The sequence below is a fragment of the Streptomyces sp. NBC_00536 genome (assembly GCF_036346295.1).
Taxonomy (GTDB): domain Bacteria; phylum Actinomycetota; class Actinomycetes; order Streptomycetales; family Streptomycetaceae; genus Streptomyces.
This window is the reverse complement of sequence record NZ_CP107819.1, coordinates 984,826-1,002,225: the sequence shown is the minus strand read 5'-3', so window position 1 is coordinate 1,002,225 and position 17,400 is coordinate 984,826. Positions and strand designations below refer to the sequence as shown.

Below are 17,400 nucleotides of genomic sequence, written 5' to 3'. Positions count from 1 at the left end.
CCGGTCTCCGACCGGACCTGACCTGCGTAGACGTTGTGCCCCGGGGCCGCGTGGTGACTCTCGCCACGCGGCCCCGTGCTGTTTCCGGCAACCATTGACGGAGCGGAATGTGCTGACTAAATTCTGCTATGCGGATCAATGCTTCCGTGTAGCGGAAAAGAGGAGAGTGCACGATGGGTCAGCAGGAGAAGGTGGCGACAAGCCTCGCAGGCGCGGTCAGCGAGGGCATCAGCGCCTCCCTCGCGCCGGTGGACGCGGAACTCGCGCGCCACTACCCGGGCGACCCCGGCACCCGCCAGCCCATCCACACGGTCTACGTCCCCGGTGACGTCTTCGCCGCGGACACCATCCGCTCCTGGGGCGACCAGGCCCTCGCCGCGCTCGACGAGCACGCCCCGGACGCGGCCACCTTCGCCAAGGTACTCGGCATCAGCGACGAACTGGCCCTGCCGGTCTACGACCGCGTGCGCGCCAAGCTCCTCAGCGAGCCCATCGAGGACCTCCGCGTCGACTTCGAGGACGGCTTCGGCGTCCGCTCCGACGAGGAGGAGGACCAGGCCGCGGCCCGCGCCGCCCGCCTCGTCTCGGAAGCCTTCTCCAACGGCACCAACGCGCCCTACATGGGCATCCGCATGAAGTGCATGGAGTCCAACGTCCGCGACCGCGGCATCCGCACCACCGACATCTTCCTCTCGGGCCTGCTGGAGCACGGCGGCCTGCCCGACGGGCTCGTCCTCACCCTCCCCAAGGTGACCTACGCCGAGCAGGTCAGCGCCTTCGTCAAGCTGCTCGAAGCCTTCGAGACCGCCCGCGGCCTGCGCCCGGGCCGGATCGGCTTCGAGATCCAGATCGAGACCAGCCAGTCCATCCTCGCCTCCGACGGCACCGCCACCGTGGCCCGGATGATCGAGGCCTCGAAGGGCCGCGCCACCGGCCTGCACTACGGCACCTTCGACTACAGCGCCTGCGTCGGCGTCTCCGCCGCCTACCAGTCCAGCGACCACCCGGCCGCCGACCACGCCAAGGCGATCATGCAGGTCGCGGCCGCGGGCACCGGCGTACGCGTCTCGGACGGCTCGACCAACGTGCTGCCGATCGGCACCACCGAGCACGTGCACGAGGCGTGGAAGCTGCACTACGGCCTCACCCGCCGCGCCCTGGCCCGCGCCTACTACCAGGGCTGGGACATGCACCCGGCGCACCTGCCGACCCGCTACGCGGCCGTCTTCACCTTCTACCGCGAGGGCCTGGAAGCCGCCGCCGCGCGTCTGAAGGCCTACGTCGCCAAGATCGAGGGCGACGTGATGGACGAGCCCGCCACCGCCAAGGCCCTGGCCGGCTACCTGGTCCGCGGCCTGGACTGCGGCGCGGTCGGCGCCGAGGAGGTCACCGCCCTGACCGGCCTGACCCGCGCCGAGCTGGACGCCTTCGCGATCCCGCGCCGCTCGGCGACCCTGCACGCCTGAGCCACGACGCCACGACCCGCGGGGCCCGGCCGGATCCACTCCGGCCGGGCCCCGCGGCCGTTTCACCCGTCCCCGACGATCCAGCGCCGCAGGGTGCCGTCGCGCCCGGCCGTGGCCAGCAGACTGCTGTCGGGGGAGAAGGCGAGGCCGTTGACGGCGGCGGCGTGGCCGGGGAGGGCGTAGCCGACGCAGGCGCCGGTGGCTAGGTCCCACAGCAGGACCGCGCCGTCCTCCCCGGCCGAGGCCAGCACCTCCCCGTCTGGTGAGAAGGCCACGTCGTAGGCGGCGCCGGTGTGGGCGGTGGTGCTGACGTCGAGGGGTTCACCTGTCAGCGGTTCCCAGAGCCGCACACTGCCGTCCGCCAGGGCCGCGGCGAGCCGGGTGCCGTCGGGCGAGAAAGCCACGGACCAGGCTGTGCCCGAGCCGATGTCGAGGAGACGGGGCACGAGGGTCCGCCGGTGTGGGCTCCACAGCAGGATCTGTCCGTCCACGCCCGCACTGGCCAGATGCGAGCCGTCGGGTGAGAAGGCCAGCCCGACGACTTCGTTCGTGTGCCCGGTCAGCGGGGTGCCGAAGGGGCGTCCGGTGGCCGGGTCCCACAGCCGGATGGTGGCGTCGGCGCTGGCGGTCGCCATCATCTGCCCGTCCGGCGAGAACGCGATCTTCTTCACCGCGGCGGTATGCCCCGTCCCGACGGTCCGGTGCGACACCGGCCAGTGCGGATCGCGCAGGCACAGCGACCGGTCGGCGGACGCGGTGGCCAGGAGCGAGCCGTCCGGTGAGAAGGCCAAGGCCCAGGGCAGGGTGGGCGGGTCGGTGAGCGGGGAACCGAGGGCATGCCCGGAGACCGGATCCCACAGGAGCACGGACCGCTCGCTCGTGGTTGTGGCCAGGATCTGGCCGGAGGGCGCGAAGGCCGCCCGGACGATGGCCGCTCCGGCATCCACGATCGGCAACTGGGCCGGACGTCGGGCACGCAGCGCAGTGGTCAGCGCGCGGGCGGCGAGCGTGGACGCCGGGGCGGTGGCCACCCGTTCGTACAGGACCACCGTCCGGTCGTCCGAAGCGGTGGCGAGCAACCGCCCGTCGGGCGAGAAGGTCACCCCGTTGACGGCGCCGGAGTGCTCGGTGAGCGGCGGGGCGGCCGGGAGGCCGGTACGGGCGTCCCAGAGCCGGACCGTTCCGTCGGCGGAGGTACTGGCGAGCAGTCGGCTGTCGGGCGAGAAGGCCAGCGCGTTGACCGAGTCCCGGTGACCGGTGAGGGGGCGGACCGGGGCGCCGGGCCGTGTGCCCAGCAGGCCCGCGCTGCCGTCGGGGCGGCCGAAGGCGACCATCCGGCCGTCAGGCGAGAGGGCCATCACCCCCGCCCCCTCCACGGGCGGGACAAGGGGCTCCTCGACCCTGGGTCGCTCCTGGAACAGATCCCACACCCCGCCGCCGGGCCCGGCGGCGAGGAGACGTCCGTCGACGGTGCGGGTGAGCGCGCGCGGCCCATCGGGGCCGGGTTGGAACGGGATGCTGTGGTCGCCGATCGCCGGGTTCCAGAGCAGTACGCCCCCGCCGAAGCCGAGCAGGACCACTCCGCCCGAGTCGGGTTGGTGGACCATCGCACGGATCGGCGGGACTCCTCGGGTCAGGGCGGGCCCGTCCTGGCGCAGGGTCGCGACGTCGTAGGGCCGGACCGCCGAGCGGTCCCCGGCGTCCACCACCAGGATCCGGCCCTCCGGGGTGAACACGACGGGGAAGGTCCCGGGGAGCGGCTCGCCGGACTCCTTCCCCGTAGCGGTGTTCCAGAGCCGTACCCGGTCGTCCTCGCAGGTGGTGGCGATCAGGCTGCCGTCCGCGGAGAAGGCCACGCTCCAGGTGGTGTCGGGGTGTTCGGCCAAGCGACGGACCGGGGTGAACAAGGCTTCGGGGGAGGGTGCTTCGCGTCCCTCGGAGTCCGGGGAGGGCTCATGCACGGGATGGGGCGCGGGCCCGGACATGGGACGGGGCGCGGTCTTCGGCCTGCCCGGGGCCGTCGGCTGCCGTGCGGCCAGGGCGCGCCAGTCGCGGCGCCACCGCTCCAACTCCGGGGCGGAGTGCGGCGGTACCGCGATCTCCTGGCCGTACTCGTCGTAGGAGTACAGGATCCGTACGAGCCCCATCAGTGTGTCGAAGCCCAGCATCCGCTTGCCGCGGAAGGCGTCGCTCTGGGTCGCCACCGGCAGCCGGATGGCGGTGCCGGAGCGCGCGGCACGGGCCGCGAGTTCCCGGTAGGAGCGCTTCCCGCGTTCGAGGCGCAGGGCGCGCAACCGGGCGGCGAAGGTCTGGAGTTCCTCGTCGAACGTGCTCTGTGGATCCATCGCGCACCAGGCTAGAACGGCTCCGGCCGTCCGGTCCCGGACTTCGCCGAACAGAACGGAACACCCGCGCCGTTCGCGGGGGTTCGGGGTCGATCCGAAGTCGTCCGGCTTCGTTCGGTACCGACGCTTTGGGGACGCGCGGGCTGCTGACATCGGACCATGACGAACTCGCCGACGGACCCGTCGCTCCCCGAACCCTTCCTGACCCTGCACACCGCTTTCGTCCTCGTGACCGCCGCACTGATCGGCTGCGCGGTGGGCGTACTGACCCACCTCGGCGGCACTCACACGGCGCTGGCCGTCCTGGCGGGGCTCACCGCCGCGGGCGGCGCGGTGCCGGTCCTGCGCGGCCTCATCCGGTGAGGCTCACGGGGCGTCAGGGACGGATCTCGCCCGAGCCGCGGGCGATCAGGCGGGTCGGGAGTTCGATCCGGGCCGGCGGCAGGTCCGCACCGGCCAGGCGCTGGAAGAGGCGTTCGGTCGCGACCCGGCCCAGGGCCGCCGCGTCCTGGGCGACCACGGTGACGGCGGGGCGGATCAGGTCCGCGAGTTCGAAGTCGTCGAAGCCCACCAGCGCCACCGGGCGCGCTCCCGCGGCGGCGGCCGAGGCCAGGACCCGTACCAGCGTCACCGTCACCCGGTTGTTGCCCGCGAAGACGGCGGTGACCGGGTCCGGGCCCGCGAGCATGGCCGTGGCCGCCGCGGTGACCCGCTCCGGGGTGGTCGAGCCGAGGGACTCCCAGGCCCCGTCCACCGCGAGCCCGGCCGCCGCCATGGCCGCCCGGTAGCCGCGCAGCCGCTCCGTGGCCGTGTGGATGCGGGGGTGGTCGCCGATGAAACCGATCCGGCGGTGGCCGTGCGCGATCAGGTGGGCCACTCCGTCGCGGGCGCCGCCGAAGCTGTCCGAGAGCACCACGTCCGCGTCGATCCGGCCCGCCGGGCGGTCCACGAACACCGTCGCCACCCCGGCCCGGATCTCCGGCTCCAGATAGCGGTGGTCGTCCCCGGCCGGGATGACGATCAGCCCGTCCACCCGGCGCGCGCACAGGGCGAGCGCCAACTCCCGCTCCCGGTCCGGGTCCTCGGCGCTGGAACCGTTGATGAGCAGGGCGCCGTTGGCCCGTGCGACCTCCTCCACCGCCCGGTTCAGCGGCCCGTAGAACGGGTCGGCGAGATCCTCCAGGACCAGCCCGACCGTCGCCGTACGCCCCTTGCGGAGCACCCGCGCACTGTCGTTGCGCCGGAACCCCAGCTCCTCGATGGCGTCGTGGACCCGCTTCTCGGTGTCGGGGGTGACCCCGGGCTCGTCGTTGACGACCCGGGACACGGTCTTCAGACCGACCCCCGCCCGGGTCGCCACGTCCTTCATCGTCGGCCGCCGGCCGTAGCGGGGCTCGGGCGAAGGGCGGGAGTGCGGCACGGCGGGGAACCTCCGGTGGTGGCGGGCACGGCGGTCGCGCGCCCTGGCACGACGCGCTGACCTTGAGGATAAGCACCTCGGCCGATTACCGGGTTTCCGCGACGGGCTGGTGCGGGCAAGCCACTGGGGGTTCGGACGAGCCGAGGGTGTCTCGGGAAGAGGGGTAATCGTGATTGTCTGGATCAACGGCACTTTCGGGGCCGGGAAGACCAGCACGGCCCGTGAACTGACCGGGCTGCTGCCGGACGCCACCCTGTACGACCCCGAGACCGTCGGTGACGCCCTCCGGCTCCTGCTGCCGCGCGAGCGGCTCGACGAGGTGTCCGACTACCAGGACCTGCCGAGCTGGCGGCGCCTGGTCGTGGACACGGCCGCCGCGCTGCTGGCCGAGGTGGGCGGGGTGCTCGTGGTGCCCATGACTCTGCTGCGCCAGGAGTACCGCGACGAGATCTTCGGCGCGCTCGCCGCCCGTCGGATCGCGGTCCGGCACGTGCTGCTGGCCCCTGAGGAAACGATCCTGCGTCAGCGGATCGCCGCCCGCGGCGAAGCCCGGGAGTGGGCGTACGCGCACCTCGCGCCCTACCGCCAGGCGCTCGGCTGGCTCACCGCCGACGCGCACGTCGTCGACAACGGCGCCCTGACGCCCCGGGAGACCGCGCGCCGCATCGCCGAGGCGCTGCGCTCCGACGAGGTCGCGCTCTGCGACATCGTGCAGACACCGGAACCCACCGCCGAGACCGTCGCCGCCGGGGTGCTGCTCTTCGACGAGCACGACCGGGTGCTCCTGGTGGATCCGACGTACAAGCCCGGCTGGGAGTTCCCCGGCGGAGTGGTCGAGGCCGGGGAGGCGCCCGCCCGGGCGGGGGTGCGGGAGGTCGCCGAGGAACTGGGCGTCGTACTCGACCACCCGCCCGGGCTACTGGTCATCGACTGGGAACCGCCCTGCTCCCCGGCCTACGGCGGGCTGCGGCTGATCTTCGACGGGGGCCGGCTGTCCCCGGAGGCGGCGGCGCGGGTCCGGCTGCCGGGTCCCGAGCTGCGGGCCTGGCGGTTCGTCACCGAGGCGGAGGCGGCCGGGCTGCTCCCGAAGAACCGTTTCGAACGGCTGCGCTGGGCGCTGCGGGCGCGGGAGCGGGCGACCGTCCTGAACCTGGAGGCGGGGGTCCCGGTCGGCACGCCGTGACGGCCTGACCCGTCACCCCCTGACGGCCCGCCTCCGGGGGACTGTCCCAAGCTCAGCCGGAGGTCTCTTCCGCGGCTGCCTTCAGGGCGGCCGCGGTGTGCTCGGTGACCGGATCGCCGTGCCCGAAGCAGGCCACCGACGGGGCGAGGGAGGCCAGCCGCCGCAGCGACTCCAGGGCGCGGGCCCGGTCCACGTTGAACACCCCGAGCATCACCTGTCCCACCGCCGCCACGGCGTCACCGGTGAACAGCACGCCGTGGCGCGGGAGATGGACGCCGATGCTGCCGTCGGTGTGCCCGGGCGCGTGCACGACGTACGCCCCGTCCCCGAAGTCCAGCGCCTCGCCGTCCTCCACCTCCCGGTCCACCGGGGTCGGCGGCGCCTCGGGGACGGTGAGCCCGTGCTCGTACAACGGGACCTCCCAGTCGAGGAGCACCGGCTCCGGCACCGGCAGCTCGCCGCGGATCACCGGTGCGTCGAGGCGGTGCGCCACCACCGAAGCGCCCCAGCGGGCGGCCAGTTCACCCGCGCCGCCGACGTGGTCGCGGTGACAGTGCGTCAGCACGATCCGCTCCAGGCGTTCGGGGCGCAGCCCCAGGGAGCGGATCGCCTCCTCGGTCCCGGCGGCGGAGCCCGCCGGGCCGGAGTCGATCAGGGTCAGCGCCTCACCGTCGCGCCACAAGTAGGCCTGGCCGATGGGGTGGCGGAGCATGTACAGCCGCCGCGGGATGACGTCCACGAGATCCATGGAGCGAACGTACGCTCCACCACGCCCCCGGAGCGGGCCGCTTCACCCGCAGCGGACTCCGCCCAGAGCGCAGTGCGCCCTGGGCGGATACGAGCGGATACGAGCGGATGCGGGCGGGAGACCGGGACGGTCTCAGCCGCGCCTGGACTCCGCGTAGTTCACCAGGAACAGCGCCTCGGTGACCGAGAGCCGCTCCAGCTCCTCCGGCGACACGCTCTCGTTGACCGCGTGGATCTGCGCCTCCGGCTCGCTCAGCCCGATCAGCAGCATCTCGGCCTCGGGGTAGAGCGAGGTCAGCGTGTTGCACAGCGGAATCGATCCGCCCATGCCGCTGATCTGCATCTCCTGGCCGGGGTACGCCACCTGCATGGCGGCGCGCATCGACGCGTACGCCGGGCTGTCGGTCTTCGCCTGGAACGGCTGGCCCTGGCCGACGACTTCGAGTTCGAGGCGCGCCTGCCACGGGGTGTGCGCCACCAGGTGCGCCTCCAGCAGCTTGATCGCATCGGCGACGTCCACGCCCGGCGGCACGCGCAGGCTGATCAGCGCGCCCGCACCGGCGTGCACCGACGGGGTGGCGCCCACCACCGGCGGGCAGTCGATGCCCAGCACGGTCACGGCCGGACGGGCCCACAGCCGGTCGGCGACCGTGCCGTCGCCGATCAGCTCGACCCCGTCCAGTACCCGCGCGTCGGCGCGGAAGTCCGCCTCCGGGTACTGCAGGCCCTCCCACACGGCGTCCGCGGCGAGACCGTCCACCGTGGTCGAACCGTCGGCGGCGCGCAGCGAGTCCAGCACCCGGATCAGCGCGGCCAGCGCGTCCGGGGCGGCGCCGCCGAACATCCCGGAGTGCAGGTTCCCGCCCAGGGTGTCGATCTTGACCTTGATGAGGGTCATCCCGCGCAGGGTCGCGGTCACCGTCGGCAGACCCAGACGGAAGTTGCCCGCGTCACCGATGACGATGGCATCGGCGGTCAGCAGCTCCGGGTGCGCCTCGGCGTACCGCTGGAGGCCGCCGGTGCCCTGCTCCTCGGAGCCCTCGACGATGACCTTCACGCTGACGGGGACCCCGCCGTTGGCCTTGAGCGCGCGCAGCGCCAGCAGGTGCATGATGAACCCGCCCTTGCAGTCGGCCGAGCCGCGCCCGTACCAGCGGCCGTCGCGCTCGGTCAGCTCGAAGGCGGGGGAGATCCAGGCCGCGTCGTCGAGCGGCGGCTGGACGTCGTAGTGGGCGTAGAGCAGAACGGTGGGGGCGTCCGCCGGACCGGGCAGGAAGCCGTACACCGACTGGGTGCCGTCCGGGGTGTCGAGCAGCGCCACGTCCTGGAAGCCCTCGGCGCGCAGCGCGTCGGCCACCCAGTTCGCGGCGCCCTCGCTCTCGCTCTTGGGGAACTGCGCCCAGTCCGCAACCGACTGGAAGGCCACCAGCTCGGCAAGCTCCTGCTTGGCGCGGGGCATCAGCGAGGCGACGGTCTCGACGATCGGATCGGTCGACATGGGCACGCTCCTTTTGGGTGCGACGTTTGTTGTGCGTACGGGCGGGGATACGGGCATGCGTGCGTACGCCGGATTACGGCGTATGACGGTCCGATCCTCCCACAGCGGGGTGAGCCGGACTCGCGCCGTAGGATTTCCCCGGCATCGGGACCCCGGGACCGTCGGGACCAACGGGACCAACGCGTGATCAGGAGCAGCAGCACATCGTGAGCAGCGACGACGTACACGGCGCGGGCAATGAAGGCGGCGCGGGCGACGCAGGCAATGCGGGCAGCGCGGGCGACGCGGGCGACGCAGGGCAGGACGCGCAGGGGGCGGGCGAAGTGGCGGAGGTGACCGACGGGCCGCAGGTGACCGACGGGGCGCAGGTACCGGACGACGTCTGGGACGTGATCGTGGTCGGCGCCGGACCGGCCGGAGCCTCGGCCGCGCACGCCGCGGCCGCCGCCGGGCGACGGGTGCTGCTGCTGGAGAAGGCCGAACTGCCCCGCTACAAGACCTGCGGCGGCGGGATCATCGGGCCCTCGCGGGACGCGCTGCCGCCGGGCTTCGTGCTGCCGCTGGAGGACCGCATCCACGCGGTCACCTTCTCCCTCAACGGCAGACTGACCCGGACCCGCCGCTCCAAGACCATGCTGTTCGGCCTCGTCAACCGCGCCGGGTTCGACGCCGGGCTGGTCGCCGAGGCCGAGAAGGCGGGCGCGACCGTACGCACCGGCACAGCCGTCTCGCGCGTCGAGCAGCACGGTCCGGCGGTGCCCGACCGGCGCACGGTCGCCGTGGTGCTGGCGGACGGGGAGACCGTCCTGGGCCGCGCCGTCATCGGCGCGGACGGCAGCGCGAGCCGGATCGGTGCCCACGTCGGGGTCGAGATGGACCAGGTCGACCTGGGCCTGGAAGCGGAGATCCCGGTCCCGCCGACCGTGGCCGAGGACTGGAAGGGCCGGGTCCTGATCGACTGGGGCCCCCTGCCCGGCAGTTACGGCTGGGTCTTCCCCAAGGGCGACACCCTCACCGTCGGAGTGATCTCGGCGAAGGGCGAGGGCGCGGCGACCAAGCGCTACCTGGAGGACTTCATCGCCCGGCTGGGGCTGGCCGGTTTCGAAGCCTCCGTCTCCTCCGGGCACCTGACCCGCTGCCGCACGCCGCATTCGCCGCTCTCGCGCGGCCGGGTGCTGGTCGCGGGCGACGCGGCCGGGCTGCTGGAACCGTGGACCCGCGAGGGCATCTCCTTCGCGCTGCGCTCCGGACGGCTCGCGGGGGAGTGGGCCGTGAAGATCTCCGAGGCGCCGGACGCGGTGGACGCGCGGCGCCAGGCCCTCAACTACGCCTTCGCCGTCAAGGCCGGGCTCGGCGTGGAGATGGGCGTCGGCAAGCGGATGCTGGGCGTGTTCGTGGCACGGCCGGGTGTGCTGCACACCGCGCTCATCGGGTTCGGGCCGGCCTGGCGGGCGTTCGCCCGGATCACCCGCGGCTCGACGAACCTGGCCGACCTGGTGCGTACGTACCCGCTGGCCCGGAAGGCGCTGCACGCGCTGGACCGCGGGCAGGGGCAGGGGCGGGAGCAGGTTTAACCCCGGAGCAGGTTCAACCCCGTCGGCCCAGCACTCCGTCAGTCCGACACCGTGATGCGGAAGACGGGGTGGTCCGCGGCGGCCGCGCGCAGTTCCTCCTCGGAGGACCGTGCGGTCACGCCCTGGAAGAACCGGTTGACCTCCCAGCCCCACTTGACGAGGTAGCCGCGCAGGACGACGGCCTTCTCGGCGGGGTCGGTCAGCTCGACCGCGGTGAAGGTGCGGACCTTGCGGCCCAGGCGGAGTTCGCCACCGCCCGCGGCCCGCATGTTGCGCACCCACTGGGAGTGGCCGCGGGCGGACACCAGGTACTGGGCGCCGTGGTCGGTGTAGGGGTTGACCGGGATGCGCTGCATCCGGCCGGAGGTCCGGCCACGGACGGACATCTCGGCGGTTCCGGCGAGGCTGATGCCCAGCCGGGCCAGCCTGCCGAACAGGGCGTTGAAGCGGATGCCGAAGGCGCCGCCCTTCCGGTAGTACGGGGCGGGGGTGGCGGCGGACGCGGACGCGGGCACGGGGGCGGGCGTGCTCATGGTGACCTCCGGGAGACTTCATTTTCGAGAGCGGTGCTCTCGCTTGAGATCAGTGTCCATGGATCGCTGCGCCAATGCAAGAGCAGTGCTCTCGAAATGGATCGACGATCTCATTCTTGGGCGGTGCTCCACCCTCGTGCCACACTGATCCCCATGAGCACCGTGCGAGGGGCCAGGGAACGCGCCCGTACCGAGATCACCGCCGCCATCAAGGACGAGGCGCGCCGCCGGCTGGCCGCCGAGGGGGCCGCCAAGCTCTCGCTGCGCGCCGTCGCCCGCGAGCTGGGCATGGTCTCCTCGGCCCTGTACCGCTACTTCCCCAGCCGTGACGACCTGCTCACCGCGCTCATCGTGGACGCCTACGACAGCCTCGGCGCCGCCGCCGAGGCCGCGCACGCCCGTACCGCCACCGCCCCGCCCCGCGAGCGCTGGCTCGCGGTCTGCCGGGCGGTCCGCACCTGGGCCCTCGCGCACCCGCACGAGTACGCGCTGATCTACGGGTCGCCCGTCCCCGGTTACGCCGCTCCCGAATCCACCGTCGTCCCCGCCTCCCGCGTCGGCAACGCCCTCATCGCGATCGTCCGTGCCGCCTATGAGGGGCCCGGCCTGGCCCTGCCCCCGGTCGCGCCGGTGCTGCGCCCCGAGGCGGAGCGGATGGCCGCGGACTTCGCCCCCGGGCTGCCGGCCGAGGCCGCGCCCGCACTGGTCGTCGCCTGGGCGCAGCTGGTGGGCCTGATCTCCTTCGAGCTGTTCGGCCAGTTCCACCGGGTGGTCGAGGAGCGGGAGTTGTTCTTCGAGCACGCCGCGGGGCGGCTCGCGTACGAGGTGGGGCTGCCGGTGCCGCCCGCGCCGTAAGGGCGATGTGACGGCCGTCCGGGAAGATGAGATGACGAGGTGACAGGTCGCTTGTCTGTTCCTCACACGAAGCGAACCGGTTCCGCCACCCCCGGCCCCCGGCGCGTCTAGTCTTCCTCGCGTCGGTGCCCAGTCGCCCAGACGCCTGCCGGAGGAAGAAATCATGGCCACGACTCGCGCATCGAGGGCTCTCTACGCCGTCCTGACGGTCGCCGTCCTCGCCGCGCCCGCGCCGGCGCTCCCCTCCTCCGCCCCGGGCTCCGCGGCCGCGTCGCGGCAGGCCCCGCCGACGTCCGGGCCCGCACCCGCCCCCGGGCCGAGCGAGCCGGTCCGGGCCCGGATACCCGGGGTGCGGGGCCTGGACATCGCGGTCCCGGCGTACGTCTGGGCGGACGATCCGATGCTGGACGAGCTGACCGCCACCGGCCCGGCCGCCGCCGTGGTCGTCCTCAACCCCGGCAACGGCGACGCCCCCTTCGATGCCCCCTGGCAGGCCCGGGCCGATGTCTTACGTGGCGGGACCACGGCCAACGGCGAGCGGACCAGGGTGCTCGGCTACGTCCACACCGACCACGGCAACCGGCCCCCGGCCGAGGTCAAGGCCTCCGTGGACCACTACCTCAAGACGGCGGACCGCCGCCTCCATGTCGACGGCATCTTCTTCGACGTCGTCAGCCGCGACTGCGGCCCGGCGAACGCGACGCGCGACCTCTACGCCGACTACCACCGCTACGTCCAGGACGCGATGCAGGCCGTCGACCCGGCCGCCCCCGACCTGGTGGTCGACAACCCCGGCACGGCCATCGCCGACTGCTACCTCGAACCGGGCCACCGCACCGCCGACATCTTCGTGACCTTCGAGGACACCTACGCCGCCTACCGCGGCAGCGGCTGGCTCGGCGGCAACGTCTTCAGCGAGCGGACGGGCTACCGGGCGGGCGCCGAACTCGACCCGAGCGGAACCGCCTTCTGGCACCTGGTCCACGACGTCCCGGACGCCGCGGCGATGCGCACGACCCTGAGCACGGCCTTCACCCGCGGCGCGGGCTACGCCTACGCGACCAGCACGGCCATGCCCAACCCCTGGAACGCCACCCCGGACTGGGAATTCCGCCCCCAGACCACCTACGCGGCCACCCTCGGCTGACGGGCCGCCGGCCCGGGCCCGCCGGTCCGGTCTCCGCCGGTTCAGGGCGCCCCGGTTCAGTCCGCCAGCCCGAAGCGGCGCGCGGCCTGCTGCTCCTGGGCCAGGCGGCGCAGGCCCAGCAGGACCGGTTCGAACAGGACGGCCGACGCCACCGCGGACTCCACCTGTTCCATGGCGCCGTCCAGCCGTTCCATCCGGTCGAGGTCGTGGATCGCCGTCTGTTCCATCTGGAGGGCGTACGGCGTGAGGTCCGCCGCGTCGAGCGGGTAGCCGAGGCGGTTCAGCGAGGCCACCGAGGCGACCAGCTCCCGGTAGACGGGCGAGAGCCAGCCGATCTCCGCCGTGTCGCTCCAGCCGAGCCCCGTGAGCATCCGGTCGACCTCCGTGCGGGCCGCGGCCACGTCCGGGTCGTCCGGCTCGGGCTCGGCCGCCCGGGGCAGGGCCCAGAGCGCGGCGCCGAGGCGGAGGGTCCGGCCGAGCGACCCGTCGTCGACCCGCGCCAGCACCTCGCGCACGGTGGCCACGGGCATCCGCCCGACCTGGATCATCGCCCGCACCAGCCGCAGCCGCCGCAGGTGCGAATCGTCGTACTCGGCCTGCGTGGCATTGATCCGGCGCCCCGGCGCCAACAGGCCCTCGCGCAGGTAGTACTTGATGGTCGCGAGCGAGACCTGGCTCTGCTCGCTCAGGTCCGCGAGGCGCATCGGCCGTCCTTCCCCCGGGCTTCCCCGGAATGGGCTTGTGGGCGTCATTGAATAGTGTAACTATCCCATCCAAGGGGATAGTTGAGCTATCCAATGCGGGACGGGTGGCCTGGGCCCTGATCAACCGGTTCGAGCGCGGCTCCCGGCAGCACGTGGGGCTGTGGCACGAGACCTACATCGTCCCGGCCGGTTCGTACGAGTCGATCTACGGGGACATGCCGCCCTACGGGCTGGCCGCCGCCACCGGAGTGCTCCCCGTCGAGCAGCGCGGCGTCACCGCCCGCGAGCGGCTAGGTGGTGTCTGACGGATCCCCGCGGCCGCCGACGCCCCTCCCTGCGCCGCCGGCCCCCGCGCCCTCAGATCCCCGCCGTCTCCCGCCACAGCCGGGCCAGTGACGCGTCACCGCTCACCCCGGCGCCGTCCAGCGGGGTGCGGTTCCACAGTGCCGTGTACAGCCACGCCGCCGTGCCCGTCACCTCGCAGTCCGCCGGACCCGCCTCGCCCCGGACCGTGCGGGCGGGATCGGCCGACAGGTGTACGGTCCAGGCCCCGCCGGTGTCGCAGGCGCGCAGCCGCAGCACCCGCGGCTCGGGCGTGCGGACCCGGCTCTTCGGCCGCGCGTGGAAACCGGTGAGCACCTCGTCCACCCCGTCGGCCGCGAACTCCGCCTCCACCGGGGAGAACGCGACGCCGAGCGCGCCCTGCGCGTCCATCCGGTGCACCGCGGTCTCGTGCGCCTGGCGGCGCGCCCAGAAGGCCAGCGGGGAGGGCGGGTCCGTCGGCAGGAAGGTCCAGCACCGCACATCGGCCGGAGCGTCGGTCAGCGTCCGCACCAAAGCCGCGTGCCCCTCGCGGAACCAGGCCAGCAGCGGGGCGCCGGTCAGCTCCGGAGCCTCGGGGAAGGGCCCGGGCTCGGCCAGGGCGCCCGCGACGAATCCTGCCGCCCACCGGTGGACCGCCCCCGTGTGCCGCAGCAGGTCGGCCACCCGCCACTCGGGACAGGACGGCACCAGGGCGTCGGGGCCCGCCTGTTCGGCCGCGTCGGCCAGCAACCGGCCTTCGAGGTCAAGTGTCTTCACGTACTCGATGATCTCCATGCGGCGAGTCTGCCAGCGGGCACCGACAATGGGGACATGGAGCGGCCACTCCCCCCTTCCGGACCGGCCCCGGAACTCTTCCCGCGCGAGCGGACCGAGATCGCGCCCGGCGCGGTCCACGTGCCGGACTGGCTCGGCCCGGAGCGCCAGCTCGCCCTGCTGGCCGCCTGCCGCGACTGGGCCCGCCCGCCCGCCGGGCTGCGCACGGTCCACACCCCGGGCGGCGGCGCGATGACCGCGCGGCAGGTCTGCCTGGGGCTGCACTGGTACCCGTACGGCTACGCCCGCACCGTGGTCGACGGGGACGGGGCGCCGGTCAAGCCGATGCCCGGGTGGCTCGCGGAGCTGGGCCGGGAGGCCGTGGCCGCGGCCGCGGTGGAGCCCGCGGTGCCGGGCGGCCCGGCGGCGTACGACATCGCGCTGATCAACTTCTACGGCGCCGACGCCCGCATGGGCATGCACCGCGACGCGGAGGAACGCTCCCCGGCGCCGGTGGTCTCGCTCAGCCTCGGTGACAGCTGCGTCTTCCGCTTCGGCAACACCGCCTCGCGCGGCCGCCCGTACCGGGACGTGGAGCTGCGCAGCGGCGACCTGTTCGTCTTCGGCGGTCCGGCCCGAAGGGCCTTTCATTCGGTGCCCAAGGTCCTCCCGGGGACGGCTCCGCCCTTCCTGGGCCTGACCGGGCGGCTGAACATCACCCTGCGCGTCGGCGGGCTCGGCTGAGGGCGGCGCCCTTGACCTGCCGATCATGCGAGGATCGCTGTCATGAACGGCAACACGACCCCGCGGCGGGCCGCCGACGTGACCACGGACGTGACCACGGGAGCGACCGCGGGAGCGACCGCGGACATGCCTGCGGACGTGCGGGGGGACGCGGCCACGGCGGCCACGCGGACCCGGCTGGAGCGGGGCCGCGGCGCGCTCGGTCCGGCGCTGGAGCTGGTGCACACGGGGCGGGCGCCGACCCGCGCGGTCCTCACGGCCGAGCTGGGAGTGACCCGTGCCACCGCCGGGGCCGTCGCGGCCGAGCTGGAGGCACTCGGCCTGATCCGCGTCGATTCCCGCCCCGGCGGCGCGGGCGGCACCCAGGGCCGTCCCTCGCACCGGCTGTCGGTGGACGAGAACGGCCCGGTCGTCCTGGCCGCCCAGGTCCACCCCGACGGTTTCCGGGCCGCGCTCGTCGGCCTCGGCGGGCGCATCGTGGCCACCACCCCCGGCAAGGTGAAGGTGTCCGCGGACCCGGCCCAGGTGCTGGGCGCGGTCGTCGAAGCGGGCGCCGCGCTGCTCGCCGGGAGCGGCCGCCGGTGTGTGGGCGCGGGCCTCGCCGTGCCCTCGGCGGTCGCGGAACCGGACGGCACGGCGCTCAACCCGCTGCACCTGGCCTGGCCCGCCGGTGCGCCGGTACGGTCCATCTTCGCGCGGTGCGTCCGCGCGGCCGGGATCGAGGGCCCCGCCCTGACCGGCAACGACGTCAACCTCGCCGCCCTGGCCGAGCACCGCCACGGCGCCGGGCGCAGCGCCCAGCACCTGCTCTGCGTGGCCACCGGCCACCGCGGCGTCGGCGGCGCGCTGGTCCTGGACGGGCGTCTGCACAGCGGGAGTTCGGGCCTGGCCCTGGAGGTCGGCCACCTCACGGTGAACCCGGAGGGCCGGGCCTGCCACTGCGGCAGCCGCGGCTGCCTGGACGTGGAAGCGGACCCGCTGGCCTTCCTGACGGCGGCGGGCCGCATCCCGGGCCCCGAGGTCTCGCTGCTCCAGCAGGCCCGTGACCTGCTGCGCGCGGAGTACGCCGACCCCTCGGTACGGGCGGCCGCGGAGGAACTGATCGACCGGCTCGGGCTCGGGCTGGCCGGGCTGGTGAACATCCTCAACCCGGACCGGATCATCCTGGGCGGGCTGCACCGCGAGCTGCTGCAGGCGGACCCGGAGCGGCTGCGCGCGGTGGTCGCGGACCGCAGCCTCTGGGGCCGCAGCGGCGGCGTACCGATCCTGCCGTGCACCCTGGACCACAACAGCCTGGTCGGCGCGGCCGAGCTGGCGTGGCAGCCCGTCCTGGACGATCCGCTCGGCGCCCTGGGGGCGGCGGCCTGATCCGGCCACCGGCCCACCCCGGCGGGGCGCTCATCCCGGTACGGGACCGAGGGCGCCCACCCGCGCGGGTTCCGCCACCGGGACCACCGGGACCACCGGGCGCGCGAGCGGGTCCGCGAGCGGCTCGGCGGGCGGCTCGGGGCGGATCCGGACCGGGTGCGCGGGCGCGGCGGGCGCCGGCGCCGCGCGGAGCGAGAACCAGACCACCTTGCCCCGGCTGTCCGGCTGCGGCCGGGCGCCCCAGGACTCGCTGACCGCCGCTATGAGCGCGAGTCCGCGCCCACAGGTCTCCAGCGGGTCCGCGTCCCTGGCCACGGGCAGTCTGGGGTCGTTGTCGTGGACCGAGACCGTGAGTCTGCCGAGCCGCAGCTCGATCTCGACCCGGCACGCCTTGTCCGGCTGCGCGTGGCGGTGGACGTTGCTGAGCAGTTCCGTCACGCCGAGCGCAGCCCGGTCTATGAGCGGGTCGAGCTGCCAGTGGCGCAATTGTGCTGAAACGATGCGGCGGACCTGGCCGATCCGCGGTGGCAGGGCCTGCAGTGCGACGACGCAGTGCCTGCGTGGATGACTGATCACGGCTGCGACTCCCCGACATGAGTGTTACGGGTGCTGCACCCTCTGTGACGCCCCACCAGAGTCACCCACCGTGCGCCGCCATGCAACCGAAGGCAACCAAAAGGCATTCGCATGGAACCCCAAAGTGACTGTTTGCGCAGGTGAGGGGGGTACATTGCGAAAG

The 17,400-nt window shown here is 73.8% G+C and carries 16 protein-coding genes and 1 pseudogene; 9 read left to right on the top strand and 8 right to left on the bottom strand.

What is annotated here, in order from left to right:
* Positions 1–173 precede the first annotated feature (173 nt).
* The gene (locus OHS33_RS04220) at positions 174–1,466 is read left to right on the top strand and encodes a DUF6986 family protein (RefSeq protein ID WP_330329013.1); all 1,293 of its coding nucleotides are present in this window, start codon (positions 174–176) and stop codon (positions 1,464–1,466) included.
* A gap of 62 nt (positions 1,467–1,528) precedes the next feature.
* Here OHS33_RS04220 and OHS33_RS04215 read toward each other — a convergent pair whose 3' ends face one another.
* Positions 1,529–3,811, bottom strand: a complete 2,283-nt coding sequence (locus OHS33_RS04215; RefSeq protein ID WP_330329012.1) for a hypothetical protein — start codon at positions 3,809–3,811, stop codon at positions 1,529–1,531.
* A 159-nt stretch (positions 3,812–3,970) separates the two neighbouring features.
* Between OHS33_RS04215 and OHS33_RS04210 the strand changes: the two genes are divergently transcribed.
* On the top strand, positions 3,971–4,174 hold the full coding sequence (locus tag OHS33_RS04210; RefSeq protein ID WP_330329011.1) for a hypothetical protein: 204 nt from the start codon (positions 3,971–3,973) through the stop codon (positions 4,172–4,174).
* Between the two features lie 13 nt (positions 4,175–4,187).
* Here the strand turns inward: OHS33_RS04210 and OHS33_RS04205 are convergent, their stop codons facing one another.
* The gene (locus tag OHS33_RS04205) at positions 4,188–5,180 is read right to left on the bottom strand and encodes a LacI family DNA-binding transcriptional regulator (RefSeq protein WP_330334900.1); all 993 of its coding nucleotides are present in this window, start codon (positions 5,178–5,180) and stop codon (positions 4,188–4,190) included.
* 220 nt (positions 5,181–5,400) lie between these two features.
* Between OHS33_RS04205 and OHS33_RS04200 the strand changes: the two genes are divergently transcribed.
* Entirely contained in the window at positions 5,401–6,414 is a 1,014-nt protein-coding gene (locus tag OHS33_RS04200) for an NUDIX hydrolase (RefSeq protein WP_330329010.1), read from the top strand.
* 52 nt (positions 6,415–6,466) lie between these two features.
* Here the strand turns inward: OHS33_RS04200 and OHS33_RS04195 are convergent, their stop codons facing one another.
* Entirely contained in the window at positions 6,467–7,162 is a 696-nt protein-coding gene (locus tag OHS33_RS04195) for an MBL fold metallo-hydrolase (RefSeq protein ID WP_330329009.1), read from the bottom strand.
* Positions 7,163–7,294: 132 nt separating this feature from the next.
* Complete coding sequence (locus tag OHS33_RS04190) at positions 7,295–8,659, bottom strand: dipeptidase (RefSeq protein ID WP_330329008.1); 1,365 nt, start codon at positions 8,657–8,659, stop codon at positions 7,295–7,297.
* A 332-nt stretch (positions 8,660–8,991) separates the two neighbouring features.
* Here OHS33_RS04190 and OHS33_RS04185 point away from each other — a divergent pair, with 332 nt between their 5' ends.
* Positions 8,992–10,233: a geranylgeranyl reductase family protein gene (locus OHS33_RS04185; RefSeq protein ID WP_443065412.1), complete on the top strand. Its 1,242-nt coding sequence runs from the start codon at positions 8,992–8,994 to the stop codon at positions 10,231–10,233.
* 38 nt (positions 10,234–10,271) lie between these two features.
* Here the strand turns inward: OHS33_RS04185 and OHS33_RS04180 are convergent, their stop codons facing one another.
* Positions 10,272–10,766 carry a nitroreductase/quinone reductase family protein gene (locus OHS33_RS04180; RefSeq protein WP_330329007.1) on the bottom strand — a complete coding sequence of 165 codons (495 nt, stop codon included), beginning with the start codon at positions 10,764–10,766 and terminating at the stop codon, positions 10,272–10,274.
* A gap of 153 nt (positions 10,767–10,919) precedes the next feature.
* Here OHS33_RS04180 and OHS33_RS04175 point away from each other — a divergent pair, with 153 nt between their 5' ends.
* Together OHS33_RS04175 and OHS33_RS04170 are read left to right on the top strand one after the other, a co-directional pair.
* Positions 10,920–11,621, top strand: coding sequence for a TetR/AcrR family transcriptional regulator (locus OHS33_RS04175; protein ID WP_330329006.1), 702 nt, complete (start codon positions 10,920–10,922; stop codon positions 11,619–11,621).
* 163 nt (positions 11,622–11,784) lie between these two features.
* Positions 11,785–12,768, top strand: a complete 984-nt coding sequence (locus OHS33_RS04170) for a spherulation-specific family 4 protein (protein WP_330329005.1) — start codon at positions 11,785–11,787, stop codon at positions 12,766–12,768.
* A 56-nt stretch (positions 12,769–12,824) separates the two neighbouring features.
* Here the strand turns inward: OHS33_RS04170 and OHS33_RS04165 are convergent, their stop codons facing one another.
* A complete protein-coding gene (locus OHS33_RS04165; protein ID WP_330329004.1) occupies positions 12,825–13,472 on the bottom strand; it encodes a MerR family transcriptional regulator in 648 nt (215 codons plus the stop codon).
* A gap of 101 nt (positions 13,473–13,573) precedes the next feature.
* On the opposite strand from OHS33_RS04165, the pseudogene OHS33_RS04160 reads away from it, so the two are divergent.
* A pseudogene (locus tag OHS33_RS04160) lies at positions 13,574–13,777 on the top strand (monooxygenase family protein); the annotation flags it as partial.
* A gap of 52 nt (positions 13,778–13,829) precedes the next feature.
* On the opposite strand, the gene OHS33_RS04155 reads toward OHS33_RS04160, so the two are convergent.
* Positions 13,830–14,570, bottom strand: a complete 741-nt coding sequence (locus tag OHS33_RS04155; protein WP_330329003.1) for a maleylpyruvate isomerase family mycothiol-dependent enzyme — start codon at positions 14,568–14,570, stop codon at positions 13,830–13,832.
* A gap of 36 nt (positions 14,571–14,606) precedes the next feature.
* Here OHS33_RS04155 and OHS33_RS04150 point away from each other — a divergent pair, with 36 nt between their 5' ends.
* Both OHS33_RS04150 and OHS33_RS04145 read left to right on the top strand, forming a co-directional pair.
* Positions 14,607–15,293, top strand: a complete 687-nt coding sequence (locus OHS33_RS04150) for an alpha-ketoglutarate-dependent dioxygenase AlkB family protein (protein ID WP_330329002.1) — start codon at positions 14,607–14,609, stop codon at positions 15,291–15,293.
* 126 nt (positions 15,294–15,419) lie between these two features.
* Complete coding sequence (locus tag OHS33_RS04145) at positions 15,420–16,661, top strand: ROK family protein (protein ID WP_330334898.1); 1,242 nt, start codon at positions 15,420–15,422, stop codon at positions 16,659–16,661.
* Between the two features lie 30 nt (positions 16,662–16,691).
* On the opposite strand, the gene OHS33_RS04140 is transcribed toward OHS33_RS04145, so the two are convergent.
* Entirely contained in the window at positions 16,692–17,237 is a 546-nt protein-coding gene (locus tag OHS33_RS04140) for an ATP-binding protein (RefSeq protein ID WP_330329001.1), read from the bottom strand.
* Positions 17,238–17,400 lie beyond the last annotated feature (163 nt).